The organism is Yoonia sp. R2-816, from assembly GCF_046762905.1.
Taxonomy (GTDB): Bacteria; Pseudomonadota; Alphaproteobacteria; order Rhodobacterales; family Rhodobacteraceae; genus Yoonia.
In genome coordinates, this window is the sequence record NZ_JBKQXN010000135.1 from 60,523 (window position 1) to 84,879 (window position 24,357).

The window sequence follows — 24,357 nt, forward strand, 5'->3', positions numbered from 1 at the left end:
ATCTTACGCGAGCCGGACGCCACGGCAATTTCTAATAAAATGAGAACTGGTCCTTATCCAAAGCGGCCAGCTGTGTCCCGGCCAGGAACAATTCATCCCCGTTGCCAAAGTCAAACAGCACACCGCCATTTTGATCAGAGCCAATAGCAACGAGGTCGTCAAAGCTGTCGATATCGCTGACATTGAGCTTGATTTCGTCACCAGCGATGAACGACCGGCGACCGGCGCGTGCGACATCAAAGTCATAGATGCGGTCCGATCCGTCCCCTTCGGCGAAGTAGAAGTTGTCGCGCCCACCCCCGCCAAACAAGACGTCATCGCCCGTGCCGCCACGCAGGTTGTCGCTTCCGTTCCCACCGCGCAGCAGGTCATTCCCCGCACCACCCTCAAAAGTATCGCTGCCCGCATCGCCAATCATGCGGTCATTGCCGGATGTTCCTACGGCGCTATCGGTCAGTTGCCCGATAGAGGCGGGGTCAAACAGTGCTGCCCCACCCTGCTGTTCCAGCGCATCCAGGATCGGGTTCGACACCGTTACACTGACGGTTGCTGTCGATGTGTTGGTTCCGTCGCCAATTGTGTAGGTGAACTGATCGGTGCCCCTGAAATCCAGCTCAGGGATGTAGCTGACGTAATCATCCGTCATCTGCACGCGGCCGTTGGCCCCGTTGGTCACCGCAACCAATGCCACCGTGTCGGGATCGACATTGGAGTCATTGGCCAACAATGTCGTCAGGTCGATATCCAGCACGTTGGGGGCGGCCACAGTAAATCCGCCGTCATTGCGCGCTTCAAGCTCTTGCGTGCCCTGTCCGATGGTCAGGGTGAACACATCCGATGCCTCGGCCAGCCCGTCTGATGCCCGCAGGATGATGTCGTAGCTGCCAGCGGCGTCAAATGGTGCCTGGCCGCTATAGGTGGTCCCATTGAAGGTTAGCCAGTCCGGAAGGGCCGACCCATCCGCAAGTGTGGAAGCAAAGGCAAGCTGATCCCCGTCCACATCTTCGAAATGGTCAGTTGGCACGTTGATCGTGAAGGGGCGACCGGTCAACAAAACATCGCCCGCAGAATCTGTGGTCAGATCATCGAGCGGGGTCAGCAGTGCGGGCGCATCGTTGACGTCCGATATGGTGAGGTCGAAAACGTCCGAAACGCTGGCCTGCCCATCTGATGCCGTAACCTGCAAGGCGATCTTGCCGTCAAAATCCGCAGGCGGTGTGCCGGTCAAGGTCAGCGTATCGGGATCGAATGACAGCCAGTTCGGCAACGCCGATCCATCTTGCAATGCAACAGCATAACTGATCGCATCCCCATCCACATCGCGGATCAGATTAGACTGCAGCGTGAGGCTGAAGCTCTGATCCTCGGTCGCGAAGCGATCCGAGAACGGGGCGATGATACGCGGCGTATCATTGATCGCATCCACCACCAGATCGAAAGCGCGTGGTCCACTATCGGTCGCCAGCTCAAGCGCAATCACCCCGTTGAAGTCACGCGGCGGCGTACCTTGCATTGTACGGCTTGCGGCATCAAAGCTGAGCCAGCCGGGCAGCGCGGCACCGCCCGGGCGGGTCACTGACATGGTCGGACTGTCACCCCAATCGAGTGGCAGAACCATGCTGAGTTCGGTGTCTTCATTCACCCGCACCACGTCGGCGGACGACGGTGCGGCCATTGCCATGGCAGTTTGCGACGCCACAACCGTCTGGTCGGCACCTTGCGCATCAAAACGCACAGAGCCTACCGCAGTCGCGCCACTACCATCGACAATTTGATAGGCGAGGGTCGTGGATCCAGTCGCTCCGGCGCCCATGTCGATCTCAAAAAGACCTTGACCCAGATCAGTGACGTAGAGTGAGGCTTCAAAGCCCACAAAACTAACCTGCGTGCCGTCAGGATCATAATCATTCGCCAACAAGTCAGCGACGTTGACGGTTATCTTGCCTTCATCGTCCAAAACATAGCCACTGTCATCAAGCGCCACCGGCAGGTCAGCCACAGGGTTCACTGTGATCGCTGCAAAGCCCACGGTTTCAGCCCCGTTGGCATCCTGGACCACATAGTTGAAACCGGCATTCCCCACGTAGTCCGCGCGGGCCTTGAACACTGCGGTTTCACCGATCATCTCGATCGTGCCGTTCACCCCATCAAAAACGCGGGTAATGGTCAGTGCATCGCCTTCAACGTCGCGGTCATTGATCAGCAATGCACTTAGATCAATGACAAAGTCCTGATCTTCGGTTGCCTGCAAGTCCGCCTCGTCAAATACAATTGGCGCATCGTTTTCAGCCGTGAATACGACAGTGAATGCGCCTGTGCTCTCATCCCGGCCATCAGAAACGGTGTAAGTATATGTCACCTCTCCGTGGAAGTCCGGCTCGCTCAGCAGTTGGATGTTTCCGTCTGGCAGCATCGCAAATTGACCACCCGCGCTGACACTGTCGATCGAGACAAAGCTGACCACGTCGTCGGCCTGCTGGTCGGTGTCATTGGCGGTCAGATCAGCCGGCGTGATGACGAATGGAACATCTTCCGAAACGGTGAAGTGATCGGGCACAGCTGTCGGTGCAACGTTGGTCGATGCAACGTCAATCTGGACCGTGCCTGTGCTTGTCCCGTGTAGCCCGTCTGTGACCGTGTATTCAAAGCTGGCTATGCCCGCCCAGTCATAGTCCGGGCTGAATACAATGGCACCGTCCACAATGGCCACGGTTCCGTTCTGACCATTCAAGACCGAGGTCAGGGTGAGTGGATTGTTATCGACGTCGGTGTCATTTGCCAGCAGCTGATCGAAGGTCAGGGTCAGAGGCGTGAACTCGGTCCCGGTGAACATATCGGTCACCGCCTCGGGCGGATCGTTGATCGCGTCGAGCATGATCGTAATCTTTGCTTCGCCGTTGCCCTGAGCGTCGTCCGTGATTGTGTAATTAAATTCGACAGGATCCGAGGATGCGGCCAGCGGCGTGTAAGTCAAAGTAACCCCATCATTGCCGTCAAACAGTTGAGACACGCTTGCCGTTTCTGTCAGAGTGCCGTCGGTGACGCTGACAATGATATCCAGGGCTTGCAGCACATCCATTGGCACCGTTGCAGTCATCGCACCGGTGGCCGCGTCGATGGCCAGCCACGTCGGCAGTGCGTCACCGTTGGCCAAGGCCGCACCATAGGTGCCGCCTGCAATAACAGGTAGGGATGCTGGCACAGGGATCGTGAGGGAGTTAAGGTTGATATCCAGAGTGCCGATTTCCGGCGTATCAACAGATAGCACGCGAATTGTGTCACCATCATCATCCACGTCGTTGATCAACAGATCGGCGAGGGTGAAAGTCTGGGGCTCGTCCTCTATGCCTGCGAACGTGTCGTCTTCTGCATCCGGGGTCTCGGGCTGCGCCAGAACGTTGACCACAATGATGGCAGGCTCTTCCGACACCCCATCTTTATCATCGGTCGCGGTGTAGCTGATCGCAAAGGAGCCGTTGAAGTCTTCCTCCGCATTCAAGACGATGCGTTGCGCATCTTCGATTGTCAGATCAATGCTGTTTGTGCTGCCGACACTGAACTGGTCGTCAACCACAACGTCCGTCAAAATCGAGAAGGCGGGCACTTCTGCGTTCGCCGCCACGTCAAGGCGGACAGGAACAGCACCGACATACACCTCCGGTGGGGTGCCGGTGAAGGCGAGCGTATCGGGATCAAAGCTCATCCAATCGGGCAGACCAGCACTGTTTTCCTTGGCTGCCGTTACGCCGCCAACCGGCACGGCAAACAGGCCTTGTGCGCCAAAGAACGCTGGCGTCTGCAGCATCGCATTGATCGCCGGGTCAAGGTCCGCGTTTGGATCAATAAGGAATTCCAGCGCAAATGTCCCATCAGAGCTTTGATAGATACCAGCGACATCTGCCTGATCCGGCGTGAATTCGATGGCGATACGCGTTGGTTCGGCATACTGATCCGGTGTCACATCCGTGCGCGACAGGGTCATCGTTGCCGGGTCAAAAGACAACCATTCCGGCAACGCGCGGTAATTGGACTGGCGGGCAGCAAAGCTGCCGTTTGAAACGTCAAACACGGCCATGTCCGTATCCGCGCGCACTGTAGCGGCGACCGGGTCAACAATGACATCTGCCGTGAATGTCTGCGCGGGATTGCCCGAATGAGTCAACGTCACGGAAATTGCTACCGGATTGGTGTCGCCCGCGGGTGGTGTACCGGACAGGGCAAATGTCGCCGCATCAAAGCTCAGCCAATCGGGCAAAGCACTGCCATCGGCCAATGTCGCCTCCGCAGTGACGCTCGCATCCAGCTTGTCGGCTGACAACTCGAAGCTGGTTTCGATCTCGGATCGATTGCCGAACTCCTGGTTCAAGACACCCAGCACGATTGCTCCTTCAAAGAACAGCACATCGCCTTCAAGATCATAGTCATTGCCAAAGACGGTGCCCGGCAACAGGGTGATGGGTTCATCTTCCAGCCCGGTGACGACGTCATCAAACAGAACCGGCGCATCGTTTTCCGGCAGGACCCTGACTCTGACAAATGCCTCGTCAAAGCCACCATTGCCATCGCTGATCTGATACGTGAACCCGGTCTGCCCGTTGAAGTCGCGCCCTGGTGTAAAGGCGATCATGCCGTTGTCATCAAAGCGTACGGTTCCGTTTTCAGGGAACAGTTGCAGGTCCGAAACGATCAATAGATCGCCGTTTGGATCGGCATCATTCGCCAAAAGACTTTGCGGATCAATGGTAATCACCTGATCCTCAATGGAATCAAAGCCTTGGTCGCCATTGGCGATGGGCGCATCATTCAGAGGTACTGTTCGTACGATGACTTTGATCGTCGAGGTCGCCCCGAATTCGTCGATCAAGTCATAGCTGAAACCGCCCTTGCCGAGAACATCGGGGGTAAAGGTCATGTCCCCTGTTGTCGGGTCAATCTCCAGCACGCCGCCAACGGCAGAATGTGCGCTGACAAATGAGAACGCATTCCCCTCAAGGTCAAAGTCGTTGGCCATCAGGTCGGATTGGCTGAATGTGACATTCTGGCTCAGCCTGACCGTCGCATTGTCCATCCCACTACGCGGACCGTCATTCACGGCGTTGAAGAACAATTCAACCTCGCCTGTCGATGTACCGCCGTTGCCATCGGTCACGGTGTAGGTAAACCCGGCAAAGCCTACATGATCAGGGCGCGGCAGGAAAATGATATCATCACCATCAGACTCCACCCGGCCGTTTGTCATCCTGTAGAGCGGGCCCGCGTAAAGCGCATTGCCCTCCGCGTCTTTCAACGGGCCAAGATCAATGATCCGCAAGCTGTCGCCGTCTACATCGACATCGTTGCCCAGCAGCTGCGCCCATGAAATACGCAGACCCTGATCCTCGGTCCCTTGGATCACGCCATCATTTGCCGCCACCGGCGCATCATTGCGCGGATCGACATATACACGGACGGTCGCCGTGGACTCGCGACCAAACTGATCGCGTGCGGTATAATCAAAATAAGCATCTTCGCCATCAAACGAGCTGTTGAAGTCCTGCGCACCCGTGAAGCTGATTGTGCCGTCGTCATTTAGCGTCGCGGCACCATTCACTGCGTTCTGAACTGAAACGATGGTGAGGCCGGCAGCACCACCTTCAGCATCGTTTTCCAACAGGTCAGACGCATTGATAATCGCCTCCTCGTCTTCTACACCGAACAGGTAAATGTCGTTCTGGGCGTTGAACTGATCGTCGCGCAAAGCGCCATCTATAAAGGCACGATCCCAAGTAATTCCGGTTTCAAAGACAATTTCCTCGATGCCGGTTTCGGTACCGACGAAATGGTCTGTGACACGCACGGTATCAATCAGGAGCCCATCATCCTGCTCAAGGGATACAACCAGATCATCGCCAACGCGCTGCAGCGAGACATCTTTGGTCGCCACGCCTGCCAGCATTTTGATCCGGTCAATATCCGTACCGAGGCCATTTTCGGTGATCGTGTCATTGGTGCTGTCAAAACCAAAAAGATACGTGTCCGACCCGGCGCCACCCGCCAACAGATCGTTTCCAAACCCACCGTCAAAAACCTCATCAGCGGCAGAACCGACGAAGCTGTCCGCGCCGTTGGAGCCCACCAGTTTTTCGATGTTGGAGAGGGTATCGCCATTCGCCTCACCTGCCGTGCCCCGACCCGTGGCCAAATTCACCGCAACGGCCGCATCCGCCGCGCTGTAGTCGGCAGTATCAAAGCCCGCGCCACCGTCAATCATGTCGGCGCCGCCGCCACCACGAATGATATTGTCAGCCCCATCGCCGATGATGGTGTCATCGCCGCCACTGGCCTGCACAATTTCAATGTTTGTGAACGTATCACCGGCAGCATCGCCGCCGCTTGCCGAACCGTCCGCCATGTTGATGGTCACCGGATCTGCAGAGCCGGAGTAATCCGCGATATCGATTCCGGCGCCGCCATCCAGCACGTCGGCACCCGTTCCACCGACAAGCGTGTCATTGCCACCGCCCGCAACAATCACATCGTCGCCAGCCCGTCCGCGCAACAGGTTGTCGCCATCGTCACCGGTCAATTGGTCGTTATGCTCGGATCCACCTACATTTTCGAAGCCAGAGATCATGTCGCCCGTGGCGTCACCACCCGTGGCCGTGTTGGCAGCCAGCGAAACATTCACCCCATCCGCTGAAAGGAAGTAGTCTACCGTATCGTTGCCAGCGCCACCTTCAAGAATGTCCGCGCCCGCACCGCCCGTCAGAAAGTCATCGCCCGCCCCACCGACCAAGATGTCGTCACCAGCCCGACCATCAAGCTGGTCGTTGCCCGCACGCCCATCCAAAAGATTGTTCGCCGCATCGCCAGACAGATCATCCGCATGGCGGGTTCCTAGAATGGCTTCGATATTGGTATACACGTCACCTTGGGCGAACCCGCCCTGCCCAATCCGAGCATCGAGGTTGACGGTCACACCAACATTAGAACCTTTGAAATCAACGGTGTCGAAACCGGCACCGCCGTCGATATTATCGAAGCCATCACCACCACGGATCAGGTCATCGCCCTCACCGGCATCTATGTCATCAATACCTGCGCCGCCGTCGATCAGGTCGTCGCCGGCACCTGCGACAATCACGTCATCGCCCGTACCTGCATAGATCGTGTCTGCACCCGCCCCGGCAACAATGTCGTCGTTGCCGGCACCTGCGGTGAACGTCTCGGCCTGGGCGTTGCCCAGAAGCACGTCGCGCAGCTGTGACCCCATCTGTGTGAGGTCATAGGAATTGGCCACCGATGTGGTGATGTAACCTTCGTCGGTCAGGCCTTGCGGATCAGCGATCAAATAGGTCAGATCAACCTGGCCGGAGAAACCGGGATCAAAGCGCACAATAACAAATTCATCATCATAGACTTCGATCGTGCCAGCGGAGGTCTGGGTGATGCCACCGAAGTCGATACCATTCGCTTCGACATCAGCATCATTTACCGTCAGGTCGGCGATGCGCAGAACCAATGGAACATCAAGGAAGGTCGCCACAACGACGTCATTGCCAGCAATCGGATCGTCATTGACGCCCAGTATTTCAATATCGACAAAGCCTTCGGTCGTACCGTCTTTGCCATCGGTGACGGTGTAGTAAAAACCAAAGGATTCATCGGCATTCAGATCCGGTGTAAATACCAAATCCCCGTCGTTGTTCGTCGTGACCGTGCCATTCAGTGGTTGCTCGTACCAGTAAGGTTCACGGAAGCTGACAAAGCTGACAGCGTCGCCATCAGCATCTGTATCATTGGCCAGCAGATCGGCGATACGGATCACCTGACTGATATCTTCCGTGACGACGATTGTATCAGTCACGGCCACAGGAGGAATATCTGTGACATCATCAAAATAGATGCTGACAGTTGTGCCCCCAACCAGGCCGACCACGTCAGAGATCGTGTAGTTGAAGCTGGTGACCCCTACAAAATCCGGATCCGGGGTGAAGATGATCGTGTCATGGTCCGTGATCACCAGATCGCCGTTCAATGCCCCTGAAACCGTCTCGATCTTTATGGCGTCGCCTTCGGGATCCCCATCATTTGCCAACAGGTCTGCAATGGCGATTTCGATCGGCGTGTTCTCCGTGCCACGCAGGAAGTCTTTGCCAGTCATCCCATAGCTGTCATGAGCCGCAATCGGGGCATCATTCGTGCCAGTCACATCGACCGTGACCGTGGTGCTTGCCTGACCACCCTGACCGTCATCAACTGTATAGGTGAAACGGCCTTCGCCAGCGAAGTTGCGCGCCGGTGTGAACAGAACCGTCTGATCTTCGTTCAATTCGACGCGGCCACCAACGGCAGCGCCAACTGACAGGATCGTCAACGTGTCGCCGTCTGGTTCCAGATCGTTGGCCAGCAGCTCAGCCGCAGATACGAGCAGGAAGTTGTCTTCCATCACGCTGAGCGTATCCGGTTGCGGTTCCGGTGTGCCGGTCACGGGGTTGATCGTTACATCTACCCGCGCAATGTCGGTTGCACCAGTTGCATCCGTCACTTCGTATTCAAAATAACTGTCGCCAAAGAAGGTCAGATTTGGATCGACCAGCACATATCCGTCGTCCGTCAACGAAACCTGCAAATCAGGTGATGACAGGACTGACGTGATGTCCAATCGGTCGCCATCAATGTCGGTGTCGTTACGCAACAAGTCCGACATAGAAATGGTGAACGCGGTATCTTCGTACCCTTCATAGCCGGCATCATTTGCCGCTACAGGTCCATCGTTCTCGGGCAGGACATTGATGTAAACAATCGCCTCAGCCCGGCCACCTTCCGGCGTATTCGCAACATAGGTGAACTGGGCCAACCCGTTGAAGTCAGCGTTGGGGCTGAAGGCAATCTGACCATTACTTAGCAGGTGGGCCGAACCGTTCTGTGCATCAATGACATCCGCGAGCACCATGCGGTCGCCATCCAGGTCATTGGACAACAACCGGGAGGAATCGATGGTCAGATAGCCGTCTTCTGCGACCGCAAAGCCCTCATCATCTCTGGCTGATGCCAATGGTGTTATCCGGATATCCGCGACACCTTTGGAGATCCCATTATTGCCGTCCGAAACCGTATAGATCAGCTTTGCGGGGCCATAGTAGTCACCATTGGGCATGAACCGAATATGGCCATTTCCGTCAATTTCGGCAGTGCCATACGCGCCACCATCGACAGCTATGATCATGAGATCATCCCCATCCGCATCGTAGTCATTATGCAGAAAAGCCTGCTGGTCCAAGATCAGAACTGCATCCTGCTTGACCGAAAAAATACCATCTTCTCGGGTTACCGGCGCGTTATTGTCCAGCGCTGCACGCACTTCGACTGCGGTCCAGACAACGCCATCGGAAAAGACAATCTCTTCGACGGTCTCGGGACCGTCGCCCAGCATATCAACCAATGTAATCTGATCATCCGATGTCGCGAATGACAGAACGATCGTGTCACTGCCCTTGAACAGTCGGGACACGCTTGCTTCGGATGACAGTAGTCCCGCAAGTTGGACTCTGTCGCCACTGTCATTGCCAATGTCCACGATCCGGTCTTTGCCGTCACCCTTGGCAAACAGATATGTGTCGTTGCCATATCCACCGAATAACTGGTCATCGCCTAAGCCACCGTCGAACACGTCTTCGAACTGTGTCCCGCGCATGACATCGTCGCCGTCAGTCGTCGAGAATTGGGGTACGGCGCCTCGCAGATCACTCTGATTCCATGTGGTGCCATCTGCAAATTCGATTGTTTCGATAACGTTGAAGACGAATTCCAAACCGTCGATGATCGTAACCTGATCGCCACCATCCCCAAAACGTATGACGACGTCATCCAGGTCGGCACCCGTTAGCGCCATCGAGGTGATGTCCGACACATTGTAGTCGACAAAATGCAAAAGATCGTCACCCGCCGTGCTCTGATCATAGATCACGTCTTGTCCGTCACCCTGACGATAGATGTAGGTGTCAAAGCCGCCTTGCCCGATCAGAACGTCCGCACCCGGCCCACTGGTCAGTGTATTGGCACCATCATTCCCCTTGATGACATTGCCAGTGTCGTCCACACGACCTGCAATCAAGAAGCCCTGGATTTGATTGATGGTCAGCACGTCGCCGCTATCTGCAAATTCGACGCGCTCAATGAGGTCGGCCGCATCACTCAGCAAGCCGTTGACAATAGTAATCCGGTCTCCGTTCGAGCCCATATCAATGATTAGATCGGCACCATCACGACCTAGCTGGCTGAATGACACCTCGTCCCGAGTGTAACCATGAATAAGCAATGTGTCCGTGCCATCACCGGCATCACGAATGATGTCGGCTCCGTCACCTTTGGCGAAGATGTATGTGTCATCACCCTCACGACCGCTCAACTGATCATCGCCTCGGCCGCCAGTGATTTGATCAAGCGAGGTGGCGCCGATCAGACTGTCTGCGCCATCTGTACCGATAATGGTCTGTTCCGTCGCGACGACTCCATCGACTGTGGCAATGACAGCCGCCTTGTCAAATTCCACACCATCGAAAAACTTGATGAGCTCGATCAGATTTCGATCTTGATCAATGAAATAGTTGTCGATTGTAACGGTTTCGCCGTTTGGCAGTCTGATCAACAGATGGTTTTGATCCAGTCGCTCCAGGACGGCCTGCGTCGAAGTCACATCCGTGAATTCAAGCGTATCAACGTCGTCTCTATGATAGTCATAGTCACGGATCGTATAGGACCCGTCACCAGTGGAATGATAATAGTTCTCGACCCGGTATGATCCGTCGACAAATCGTTCCTGTTCGGACACTTGATCAGCAACAGAGCGATCCCGAATTTCCTGTAAACCGTTTAACTCACCATCTGCGAAAACGATCTTTTCGATCGCGTATCTGCGTTCGAATTGAAATTGTTCGTATATCGTGATTTTCTCGCCATTTGGCAAGTTGATCACCAGACTTTGGTCGGCACCTTTCGTAAATTTGGCGTCCGCGATATTTGTATCGACAAATTGAATCGTGTCGATTGTATCGCGGAACTGGCTGCTATCATGTATTGTGTAAGATCCATCACCCTGTTTATGAATGTAATTCTCCAGATGAGCTGAACCGAAAATCGTTGACTTTTTGGCGTTGAGTTGATCAGCAACGGAACGATCTCGGATGACCTGGAGACCATCCAATTCACCGTCGGAAAAAACAATTCTCTCGATCGCATCCCTATTCTCGAAATTAAAATGCTTAAAGATCGTGATTTCTTCACCATTTGGAAGAGTGATTACAAGACTTTCATCCGTACCATAACTCAAAACAGCCTCTGACAATGCGACATCGTTAAATGTCAGCGTATCGATCATATCCTCTCGCTTGCCATTATCTTTGATCGTATATGACCCATCGCCCAGGTTATGAATATAGTTTTCAATAAGATATGTGCCTGTAACGGTCGACTGACCCAGGGCAACCTGATCCGCAACCGATTTATCCCTGATTTGCGCATAGTCCAAAGCGTCGCCATTGGCGAAAATTATCCGCTCGATTGCATTTGCGAATTGATGATGAAAGTGCTTTCGAATTGTGACCGTTTCGCCGTTAGAAAGACTGATGACGAGAGACAGGTCCGAACTCTGACTGAAATGGACGTCAGATACATTCACATCCGTGAAGGTGATTGTATCAAATCCATCATTATTGCCGTTGTCTTCATCGTGAATTGTGTAGTAGCCGTCACCAAGTGCGTGGCTATAATTCTCGGATCTCTGGGAGCCGTGAATATTGACTCTGCCCATAGCTAACTGATCAGCAACCGCGCGATCCTGCAGATCTTCTCTCGTCCAAGTGACATTGTCCGCGAAGTTGATTACTTCGACGCCTCGCTGGTTCGACCGTTGTAATTGGTCTTTCAGGGTCAGCGCATCGCCATTGCTCAATGAAATGACAATCGTTTCACCAGACGACGTTACGATCACATCGCTTGCGTTGATATCAGTGAAGTTCAGGGTGTCGACATAGTCAACATGGCCCCAAACGGTCAGGACATATGACCCATCGCCAAGTGCGTAATTGAATGTATTGGCGGCATTTGGGGCCGTTACATCCGGTGGATTCTCGTCTGCCGGGACCAGAAGGTCGTATAGCTCTGCCTTGGACATGGTTGTGTGATCGGAGAACTCAATGGTCTCAATGGCACTATAGCCATCAGCATTTAACTGCCCCTTTAAGGTGATCACTTCATTGCCAATCGTGATAGTGACGTCTTTGCCATCACGGGCAAACACGACACCATCGCGTGGTGTATCAACCAGACGCAGAACATCGGAAGCGCCATTCGCATCGATATCCACGATCTGATATGATCCATCACCTTGCCTGTGAACAAACCAATCGTTCGACTTCGTGCCGGTGACAGTCCCGGTCGATTTCTGAGGCGAATGAGTTAGCTCGTCAATCTCAGCCTTAGTCCAGGTTTCCTTGTTGGAAAACTCGATCGTTTCGATCCGAAGACGCTGATCGAAAGCGAATTGGTTTGCGATCGTGACAACCTCATTATTGCCAAGATCAAGCAACAAATCCTCTCCGACACGCGTTGCAGTCACTTCGGTGGGCAACCTGTCCGCCAGAACCAACTTGTCATTCGTTGAGAAACTGTCGCTGATTGTGTAGGAACCGTCGCCGGCGTTGTGGGTAAAGACCTCGTTCGCAGTTGTGCCAACCACTTCGCCAGTCGCCTTGCTGTCCTCCAGCACCCGCGCAGCCAAATCGGCGCGCCGATAGACGGTCTCATCGCTGAACTCGACATACCGCGTACCCCATTGATGACTTGCGGCTTGGTTCAGTAGAGTGATCGTCTCGTTATTATCCTTTATCTTGATGACAAAGTGATCGCCATCACGAGAGATAGTGACTTCATCCGGTGTAACATCGAGGAATTTGAGACGGTCGGCCTTGCTTTCATAACGGCGCAGCTTCACAAAATCGTAGATCTTGTATGAGCCTTCACCTTTGCTATGCGTATACAGTTCGCTTTGGCTGGTGCCTCTGATAACTTCAGCGTCGGCCAACTTTTGATCGGCGACTATCGCGTTGTTGAGCTGGTCGCGCTCGAAAACGACATCATCGCTGAACTCAATGTATTTCACACCCCATTCATCGCTATCACTTTGATTAAGAAGCCGGATTTGTTCGTCGTTTTGGTTAATCGTGAGGATGTAGTGACCGCTTTCGCGGGTGATGGTCACCTCGTCAGAGGCAACATCAACAAATTTCAGTCGGTCTGTTTTTGACTCTCTATGCCCTAGATCTCTGAAATCTGAAATGGCGTAGGAACCCTCGCCCTTCGTGTGAAAGTAGGTTTCGGCTTGATCAGTTCCCATGATCGTAGTTTGACCAGCAGCTTTCTGGTCTGCGACAATTATGTTGTTAAGATCATTTCGATCAAAAGTAACATCGTCGCTGAAGTCAAAGAACCTAACACCCCAATTATTGCTATCGGACTGATTGAGAAGTCGGATTTCTTCGTTGGTCGCGTTGACCTTGATAACGAAATCGCCGTCGTCGCGTGTAACCGTAATTTCGTCTGATCGAACGTCAGTAAATTCCAGGCGATCGTTCTTCCAGAATGTTTGATCAGAGTAATAATCGCTGATTGTGTAGGAACCAAAGCCCTTTGTATGTGTATAATATTCAAATGCATTGGTACCAACAACTAATCCATCTTCGCGCATATCGGTGATACGGCGTGCTTCTATCTCCTGGAGCCCCCAAACTTCGCCGGTTGCAAACTCGATCTCTTCAATACGTGATCGAGAATCTCCATTGCGTTGGTCCACCAAAGTGACACTTTCGCCATTTGGTAAATTGACGACGAGGTCGGTTTGTGTACCAGAAATCCTGATCTGGTCCGGCGAATAGTCCAATAACTTCAGACGGTCGGTACCGCTGTTAGCATCGGCATAATCACGAATAGTATCGCTGCCATCATTGCGCCCGACAACATAGGTGTCGTCGCCCGCACTACCACGCAAATCGTCGTTTCCGCCACCACCAATCAGGGTGTCGCCAGCCGAGGATCCGGCCAGAACATCATCAAATGCACCGCCCGTCTGCGTTGTCCGCTCGAACAGGTGCGCCTCAGACCAGATCGTTCCGTCACCAAAGACGATCTCATCCACGCCCTCTAGCCCGATGTAGCGCAGCACCACCTGATCGTCGGTGCCATCAAACGAAAGAACGATCTCCGCTCGTTCCTGCACGGGCCGGGTGACAGAAACCTCCTCGGGCAAATAGCCACGGATTTCCAGACGGTTGGTTCCAGAGGTATCAACGATGACATCCCGCCCGTCGCCGCGGGTAAAGACGTATGTGTCATGGCCTTCACCACCGCGAAGAACATCGTCCCCCCTGCCGCCTTCGATTGTATCGTCTCCCTTGCTTCCAAGGATACGATCATCAAGCTGCGTTGTCTGCGACTCGATATAGCGCTGCTGCAGCTCTGCCACGCCCCATTCGACTCCGTCGGCGAAGGTGATGAGCGGCATCAGATTTACGTCTTGAGCTCGATGAATCGTGACCTGATCACCGGTTCCCGGGAAATAGATGCTCCAGTCGAGACTGTTCTCTTCCGCAATCCGCACAACCGCCTCGGTGGATTGCAGATCGGTGAACTCCAGACGTGCCTGGCCATTGGATGAGTTTGCATAAATGTTAACTGACCCATCCCCGCGCGCGAACTTCAGGACAGAGTCCACTGCCAGATGCACAATATCGTTGCCACCGCCGGCACTGAAGGTAACGCCGTAACCGATGCGGGCATCAATGACATCATTGCCATCGGTGCCCCAGCCATTGGCGATCTGATCCCAAATGTTTTCTTTTGTCAGGACCGTTCCATCGTCAAAAACCAGACTTTCGATGCTGCGGGCATCACCAAAGTCGACTGCGGCACCAAAAACGACAAGTGAGTCATCCTGGCCCGCAAATCGAATAATCAAGTTGCCTTTTTCTGTATGGAACCGAATGTCGGATGCCATTAGGCCGGCTCCAAAGACGATTTTGTCAACGCCAGACGCATCGAGAATTGAGTCGGCACCCCAACCAGCATCAATTCTGTAGGTATCATCGCCAGAGCCGCCAACAAGTGCATCCGATCCCAGACCACCTTCAAGAACATCGTCCCGATCATCAAAACCAATCAGCTCATCATCACCGTCGCTGCCTTCCAGCAGGCGATCTCTGATCTGTTCGAATGTCCAGACATCGCCGTTCGCGAACTGATAAAGCTCGACACGCGCGGCACCCAATCCACCCTCTACGGTCAATTGGTCTTCGCCATTGCCCAGGTCAAAAATCAGGTTGTCGCTATCGCGGCGAATTTCGACAGTCTCAGGATCCACAGTTGATCCAAAGATGATCCGGTCCTCTGCGCCCACGACGCCATCGGCACGTTCGCGGATGACATCTAGGTCGTAGGCAGCACCAAATGTGTATGTGTCCGCCTCGCGGCCACCGATCAGCGTGTCGTCACCTTGTCTTCCGTCAAATACGTTCTGGCTGTTTTCAGCCCCTTGAATGGTGTCGTCACCTCGGCTGCCATCCGCGATTGTCAGACGTTCCTCGACATCCGAGATATGCAGGAAGTCGCCATTCTTGAATTCGAAACGCTCTATCCCTTCTTCCACCGACGCAAATTGATTGCGGATGCGTAGCGTATCGTTGTGACCGGTAATCGAAATCACCAGATCGTTGCCATCCTTGCCAAACGCAATGTTGTCGATTGTTATATCATCACCAAACAGAATGCGGTCGTCGGTTTCCTTGACGGATTCGCCCGGTCGGTTGTTCCAAGCTGTTGCAATCTGCAGATCAATGATCAGATCATTGCCGTATCCAACATCAAACTTGTAGGTATCGCCGTCACTGCCACCGTGCAGAATGTCATCGCCGCCGCGACCGTCCATTACCTCGGCAAAGTCACTGCCATAAAGCGTCTCGTCCGCATTGGTGCCCACGACATCCATTAGCGATGGGTTCAGCAGCGCGAATGATACCGTCCTGTCAGTGAACACAAAGCTCTCAATCGCCTTGCCCTGTTCGTCAAACCGATCATATTGGTCCTGAACGGTGAGCTGTTCACCCGTGTCCTTAATACGGAAAATCAGATCCTTTCCGTCACGCAGAACATCGACCTCGTTCCAGGCCAGGCCTCGCAGCTCCAGCTTGTCATTACCGCCGCCGGTATCAATGGCTACATCCTGCCCATAGCCGCGCGCAAAGATGTAGGTATCCGACCCTTCGTAGCCATAAAGCGTGTCATCACCGGCCCCACCATCCAGTGTATCGGCGACACCCCAGCCATATACGACATCGGCGCCGTTCGTGCTGGTGATGTCCAGGAAATGCTGGGCGAGTTTGGCGTAGTCCCAGATAGTACCATCGCCAAATTCGTATTCATCGATCAGGTTGATATAGCCTTGGAACGGACCTGTCAGGAACATATTACGCAAAATGACACCTTCATTCGTGCCAGTGACGCGCAGTTCAACCGTGTCGGAAGCGCCATCGCGGATGAAGTCGAAATCCGTCCAGCGCAGGTCATCTGTAAAGACAAGCCGATCACTATCCTTACCGTCACCAAACAGATCCGGGCTCTGATCACCGTCATAGATGACATCGAGCCCGTCACCGCGACCGTAGTAATACGTGTCGGCGCCTTCGCGGCCGACCATAATGTCGTGGCCCTTGCCGCCTTTAAGCTCATCACCAATCAGGAAGCCGAATATCGCATCCTCACCATCGGTCTGAACATTCTCAAGAACACGGTCTTTGATCTGGGTAAAATCAAGTGATGTGCCATCTTCGAACAGGAAGCGCTCGATCATGTTTACAGCAACGTAATCAATGGCTTCCAATCCGGGATCAACGGACTGAAGATATCCACCCAAGTTTATGCGCATACCATCGAACTGATCGACTATCGTGATAGCGTCGGAGGTCTCGTTCCCGTCACTGTCCAGCAGACGTATCTGCAGGTCGTCGCTTTCACCTTCACGCGTCAGGTAAAGATCGTCCGCCGTAATACCTTCGCCAAACCGCAGGAAATCAATACCGGCCTCTATCGGAGAGCGGGTAACGTCAGCGTTGTCATGGATCGTATCGACACCATCACCCCGGTTGAACAAGTAGAAATCGCCGCCGACAGAGCCTTGCAGGATATCATTGCCCTTGCCCCCTTCCAGAACATCCGCAGCGCCTGACCCAACGATGATGTCATTGGTGTCTTTGGGGTCACTGACCTCCATCGCTGTCCGGAACGGATCCCAGATCACACCATCGGCAAAGACAATCAATGCCAAGTCGGTATCGAATGTGCGCCCGCCATAAGTCGGGTTAAACTCACCCAGGAAATAGTTCCTGACAGTCAGCAAGTCAGGTTGCCCATCAACCGAAAGCTGAAGGTCCTGACCATCGCGACGGGCATTCACCTCCGAGGATGTGACCGACGTAAACCGAAGTTCATCAGCCGCGCCAAAATCAATGTCCTCAATGACATCGTTGCCCCAGTTGGCACCAACAATATAGACGTCCCCACCCTCGCCACCGCGATAGGTCTGATCGCCACCAGTCAGGTAGAAGTAATTGGACCCCGACGTGCCATCCACCTCCGTTGCAGTCGCATCATGCGTGACAAGACGTGTTTCATCGACACCCAGACGGTTCAGCACCGCAGGCAGTTCCATATCAATACCGACCTTCTCAAAAGCCGGGATCAGCATCTGAAAGATAAACTTCTGATCAATGGTGACGGCAGAACCAAAAATATTCCCCGTCCCATCCACCTGATAGTCGGGATACACCTGCGTCAGTATTTCATTCCACCGCGTCAGGTATTCATAGGATGCATCGTATCCAGTCGGTGCCTGTTCAAAGATCGCCTCGAACATTGGCGCCAGTTCATAATCGGTCGTGGCTTTGTAACTGTCGGTTTCAAGGTCGTATTCAATACCCCGTGCGAAGTCTTTCAAACCACCTTGCAGAGCCAAACGGACGGCAAAGGCGCGGCTCGTGATCAAATACTGATCCATCACCACGTCCAACATCTCGACCATGCCATCGATGGGCGATACATATACGCCATCCACCAGGCTCGCGCGGCCGGTGTCATTCACAGAATAGTCAATAACGCCAGTATCAGCCGCAATTCGTGCGCTGAGCATCTGCGGTTGGAAATCAATCCCGACAAGCGATGTGGCATAGTGGAACTGACCGGGTGTCAGCAATTCAACGCGAACTGTGCTGTTATCCGCCGAATTGACCTCATCCAAAGTCGCAAAATCCACCTCGAAGTTACGCAACGCGAAATCACGCGGCGTTCCGTAGGTTTCCTGCAACTCCAGCGCCCGGTCCAGATTGCGCGCCCAGACGTAAAACGACCCATCGGCATCCGTGACTTCAACCGTATAATCAACGACAATGCCATCAACCGATCTGACACCTATGTGCTCAACTTCAATCGCTGCATAAGGATTGAAATCGATACTTTCTACGCGCCAGTCCTGCCCATTTGGCGTCGTCATGGCAGTGATGTCATCACGCGTCGCGGTTTCGATGACAGCGCCGCTTGTGTCAACGACATCGTTGCCGCTGGCCAAGCGCCAAGTGCCATCACCATTGTCGATGCCGTAGTCCAGCACCACCACGCGACCATTTACGATCTCGGCCAGATACGGCGCCTCTGACCGATGCTGCAATGGCGCCGCCCGTGTCGAGGGCGAGAACATCTGCTCCAGTTGCCATGCCTGCCCCGCGCCAGTCACTTGGGCCATCACATCTTCCAGCGTTGGTCGTGCGATCTCTGCTCCCATCGCATCAAGAATTGCGGCACCGCTATGCAGCGTCCAATAACCACCTGCATCATCTTCGACGTAAACGGCACGATCAATCAGTGCCGTCGCGGTGCCGCTGTGATCCAGCAGCACCGGCGTCAATTCCCGTGTCAATTCAAGGGCAAAAGACCACTGCCCCAAAACGTCACCCGACAACGCGCGCAGTTCCCTTAGATCCGGATTGGTCATCGCAGCCGCCGCAGACAGCGCAGCGTCCTGCAGATCGAAATCGTTCGACGCGTCAACCGCCAAGTCCGCAATACGGCCATAGCCTTTGGCATTCACAAGGTCAGCACCCTGCAGCCATTCGGCAATTCCTGTTTCACCACGATATTGCGTATCAACATCGTCGAGTTCGAAAATGGCCTCGAACGCATCCCCCACCTGACCTGTGTCCCAGGTGAATGTGCCACGTTCACGCAAGGTCGTACCCTGCGGCGTGACGACGTCGAGCGCTTCACCATCAACGGTAATCGAGGCAATGCCCATATCCGCCAGCGACATCAACTCACCGTCGTCCGAAACACCGTCCTTGTCGAAATCGCGCCAGATCAGGAGCTCCGAATAAATCAGATCCGCAGCATCAATGACGCCATCATCATTAAGGTCATATGTCGCCAGTTCATCGAACCCAAAAACACCTACGCCGCCGAACAGCTCGTTGATATCGTCAATCAGACCGTTCTTGTTTTTATCATACGCCAAGAACCCGTCATCGCTGTCCAGCCAACCGGTACGCTCTTTGAAAAAATCACCATCAACATCGAAATAGACATCCGCGCGATCAATGGAGATCGTTTCAATCCCATCACCATCCAGATCAAGAACTAGAGGATCAACACCGAGTGACCAGCCCATTCCTTTTGCAATTTTAGTAACGGCGGCTGCCTTCGTTAACAACCAATCGATAATGGCATAAAACCGATTAATCGCGCCAAATGACCACGGAATAAGATTATATTGAGATAGTGACTGATTGGCGACCTTGAAAGTCATCCCCAAGTCACCAGAATTAGTGAATATCTCGTGCCCATAATTCACAAAGGCAGGATTATCGTAATTCTCGATGATCATGTGACCCGCAATAGCGCCATCAAAGATGTCAAAGCGGTTTCCAACGTAAAGTCGGCTTTCCTCAGCATCGTAAACGTAGAAAATCTGCGGGAGGATATAGTCATGGAAGACATGCCCGCCACCACGCGCACCACCAAATCCGCTCAGTGAAGTAACTGCAACACTGGGCGCCTCTGTGCTTCCACCAACCAGCGGAAAACCAAAGAATTTCAGAACGTCATTCTCACGGGGATCCATAAGAGTGACATCTTTCCACCACCAGATGTTATCGGAATTCTCTGGCGCACCTAGGTCAGCCCCGTCCGGCGAACCACCAACGTCTCCGTAAATGACGCCGCCAAAGGAGGTATTAAACAGCCAGTCGCGGCCAACGCCGCCATAAATGTTTGCACCCTGACCACCAGAGGCGTAGATCCAGTCATTCCCGGCGCCACCCTTAAGGTCGTGCCCTCTAAAACCGCCTGACGTAAAATTAGAACCGAAACCAACGATGATATCATCGCCAGCCCCACCATGGGCTTCCAACCTCTCGCCACGGACGATAATAACATCATCCCCGTCGTCACCGCGCGCAATCGAGCGGGCACCTTCGTCCTGAACCACATCAGCGGTCCGTGTATCGCCAAGGTAAAGGATGTCGTTTTCAGCACCGCCCGAGACTTCGCGGGCAAAGTCATCCTGACTCCAGAGCGTATCAACGCCATCTCCACCAAACAGAGACGCGTTGATATTGTGCAATTCAATATACGTTTTAGCATCGTCAGGGCCAACGGCATCTGTTTGAGCACCCTCGGGGCGGAGTTGGTTCTGACTGAAAGCATTAGCAGCGTCACGAAGACTGCTGGCAAGGATCGTCTCGAATTGGTTGCGCCGCGGAGCATCGTCAAAGGTTTCGCTTGTGGCGTAACCTTTGCCGTTAAGCAGGCTTATCGACCGGACACCCTCATCGCCAAAAATCTTGATTTCGCTTTGCTTGTCGTCATCGTCGCCGCCGCCATCGATGCGCCACAAGGTCGAGATGTAGTCGTTGGTCTCATCGGCAAACGTGATGTTGTCAGACTTTTGCGACAAGACAATCGTTTCGATCCCGGCCAGGCGATCAGCTTCGATCGGGACGGACGTATCCGTATATTCCTTGTAAAGACGCATATGCACGTCTTCATCACCAAGGTAGAGGAACAGTTGTTCGTACTCGAACGTCTGTTCATCGCCGTTGGTGTCCAGAACAACGATTTCAGCATCGACATTGTAGACGGCTTCGTCACCGAAGGCACCGTCGTTTTCATTGCCGCCGATCAGGTAATCATTGCCGACACCACCATAAAGTACGTCATTCCCGCCGCCCCCGTGATAGGCATCGCTCCCTATGCCGCCACGCATGAAATCATCTTCATCGCTACCGAAAATGGCAAAGTTACGGGCATAGTCGCCCAGTGAATCAGCGTTTGCACCCGCTGCCAGCGCATCATCGCGGATTTGCTTCTGCTCGCGCATATATGCTGTGACGTCCACATCGTGACTCACAGCAACGTCTTCATCAAGCGGACGGTCTATGACGTGGAGAATACCGTCAAAGCCTGTGAACAACTCTTCACCGAGATCACCAAGCTCCGGAATAATATGATCTGCCGTCTGGCCACGTTCAATCTTGTCTCCGGCATCCTTTTCCGATTCAATCTTGTCGACGATGTTTTGTTGGTCGACTGACGCGATGTCGTATTCGCCGGTTTCCGCATTCTTTTCAGCACCAAATTCGAGGCCGAACCATTCGGCCCATTCTGAAATTTCAGTTAGCAACCCTTCTAGAGTAACAAAGACATTTCCCAGGGCGCCTCCAATTTCACCAAATACCTCCGCTGCGTATTCAATGGTCGCTTTGATTAGGTCATAACTCTCAACGATCTCATAAAGAGTTGCAGCCCACCCAAAACTTGGAACCAAGAGCCGAACAAGTGTTTGAGCGATAACCAAAGGATCCGTAATGGCATCAGCAACCAAAGACTTAATGGTATCTATTGAGAACAGATTATCGAGGCCATCAATTTGTTCATTCGCCGCCTCAGCCAACATATTTAGATAATCTGACGGTGTTAGTTCAGGAATATCAGGCTCGCTTTCTGCTAACTCTCTGAACTCTGCTGTCGCTGCTTGAGCATCGGTGGTCATGGCTGCAAGACCAATTGCCAATGTTATTACAGAAACTATTCCCTTAAGAATCTTCTCTGCATCAGCATCCTTAACCTTATTAACAATTTTCTTAAGAAGCTTCCCCAATCGACTATTGTCGCCATCGGGAATCTCAAATTTCTTCTTCTTTTTTCCCTGCTCATCTTCATCGCCATCGCTGAGTATTAAGCCCAAATACGTACCATAATTCAAAAGAACTTCAAATGGCTCAACGGTCAAAACAAAAAGTTTAATCGCATTTGTATCCGTCGGAAAAGGCGTGTTCCCAAATTTTTCAGCCCACAACTCCCGAATCTTTCGATCACCCAAATGCGTAAAAAGGTATCTATCAAATACTCCCCCCTCCAAATGACGTTGTATATTGTACTGAAGAATAGCAATCTTTATTTCAAAAGCCAAAGACAGCTTGTTTAGCTTGCTGGTTTCCTCATTTCCGCTATAATTTGCTTTAATTCTATTGAATAGTGTGTTCACCTTTTTCGCTACAGGCTCGAGGGCAGAAATGACAATAGTATTATAAACTGAATGCAGGCCACTTCCGAAATTCTCATGCATCGATACGCCTGCAGCATATGCTTCAGCAGCGTTTGTGGGAAGGTATACACCATTAAAGGCGTGATTTACATCAAAATCAAATTTGCTACTATTCTTGAAAATATTATCGAAGGCCTTTTTGATGTGCGCGCTTTCTTCATATGCCTCAACGGGGATTAGATGGTGGTATTGGCCTGCGGTCCCATCATACTTCGACTTTGCTTTGATCAATACTTTTGTCGAGGTAGAGAAACTACCTGATGAATACCTATCAAAATTTAAAGCCATTATACGACCTCCCAAACTTGTACGTTTGAAAAGTTACCCTTCGCAAGGTCATCAGGATGTATCCAAAACGACATTCTATATTGATTGAATCTACAGTACCCGATTTCTGAATCCTTTCCGCATAGGCTGAACAAGATTACATGCTCAGCGGTAAGTGCAGGTAATCCCCTTCCAGGATAAAGCCGTTCAACAAATTCCCTTGAAGGAAAATTATACATTCCATCAGCGCCAAAGGCCCAATGTGGAATGCCGTATTCCGATTTCAAGTTGAGCTTGTCTTTGGCATAGGCTCTGCAGCGATTGAAGGAGGAGTCTGTCGCAGAGTCAAAAGCCCTGGCGAATTCCATGTTGTCTAAGTCTGTGTAGCCGAAATCGACGTTTTGTTCCTTAAGGATTTCGAGTTGCGTAAACGTATCGCCAATCAGGAAATACATCGGCCACTTGTTCAACCCCGACGCGCCTGTTACGCCATATTCGTCACGCATTCTTAAGTAGTTATCGAGATCCGGCTCGTCAGAGAGCGCCCAGCCATCACTGTCTGGTTTATCGAGATCTGGCAGCGCTGGTGCCTTGCGCAGTGGGCAATCGCTCACGTCATCAGCAACGTAAATCAGCTTCGCGCCCTGACCATTCAACAATGGTTCCGGTGCACTCGGATCGGCCCAGGCAAACATCGGTTCGACAAACGCAAAAACAGTGCCCTTTTGCGGGAACTCGGGAAAATCGAGTGACTTGGGCAAGTATTTGAGATTGACCTGAAAGATGAAGTGCAAAGGTATGTCAAGCTTCGGTTCCGGGCAATGATAGATCGGCCATTCGATATCCGCGGGCAGCGTTGGCTCACCCCCAAAGTAACAACCGGGCATTCCATCGTCGGACTGTCTGTCCGCCCGCAGCATAAATGCAGCCTGTTTCCGAATGTGGGACAGATAGCCATCAATTTCAACATCTGACAGTTTAGGATCGGTCATTCGTTCTGTTCCTGTTACTTTGTCATTTCGAGCGTCATTTCCATGCGTTTGCGATCGACATCAGACGTCAACCGGAACCGCTCCGCCTCACTCACCCCCAGCGTATCTCCATCGTTCAGCACCGGTCCGTGCCAGAACAGATAGGTCACTGTGCCCACCAGCCGCTCCGCCACGTCAGCGAGCGGCCATGCCACGGGTTCCAGATCCAGCTCATATCCCATGAAGGGCCGCAGCCCCTGCGTCTCGCCCCCGAACCGCCCGTCGACCTGCGTCATCTGTACCGACACCCAGTAGCGGGTCGGGAACGCGGTGTCGGGATCATTGTCGAAGGCGGGCAGCACGGCGTCGGCGTAGTCAGTGAATTCCGCCCAGTCGCAGAGCCGCTCGCTCGACACCCAGTAACCGCCCAACGGCACCCCG

The 24,357-nt window shown here is 53.1% G+C and carries 3 protein-coding genes; all 3 read right to left on the reverse strand.

Annotated features, from left to right (window positions below; genetic code table 11):
- Nucleotides 1-31: 31 nt before the first annotated feature.
- Nucleotides 32-21,754, reverse strand: coding sequence for a tandem-95 repeat protein (locus ACFWW2_RS03670; RefSeq protein WP_393926281.1), 21,723 nt, complete (start codon nt 21,752-21,754; stop codon nt 32-34).
- Nucleotides 21,755-22,965: 1,211 nt separating this feature from the next.
- The gene (locus tag ACFWW2_RS03675) at nt 22,966-23,937 is read right to left on the reverse strand and encodes a DUF1963 domain-containing protein (protein WP_393926283.1); all 972 of its coding nucleotides are present in this window, start codon (nt 23,935-23,937) and stop codon (nt 22,966-22,968) included.
- Nucleotides 23,938-23,951: 14 nt separating this feature from the next.
- On the reverse strand, nt 23,952-24,357 hold a 406-nt coding region (locus ACFWW2_RS03680), incomplete at its 5' end, for a DUF4261 domain-containing protein (protein WP_393926284.1).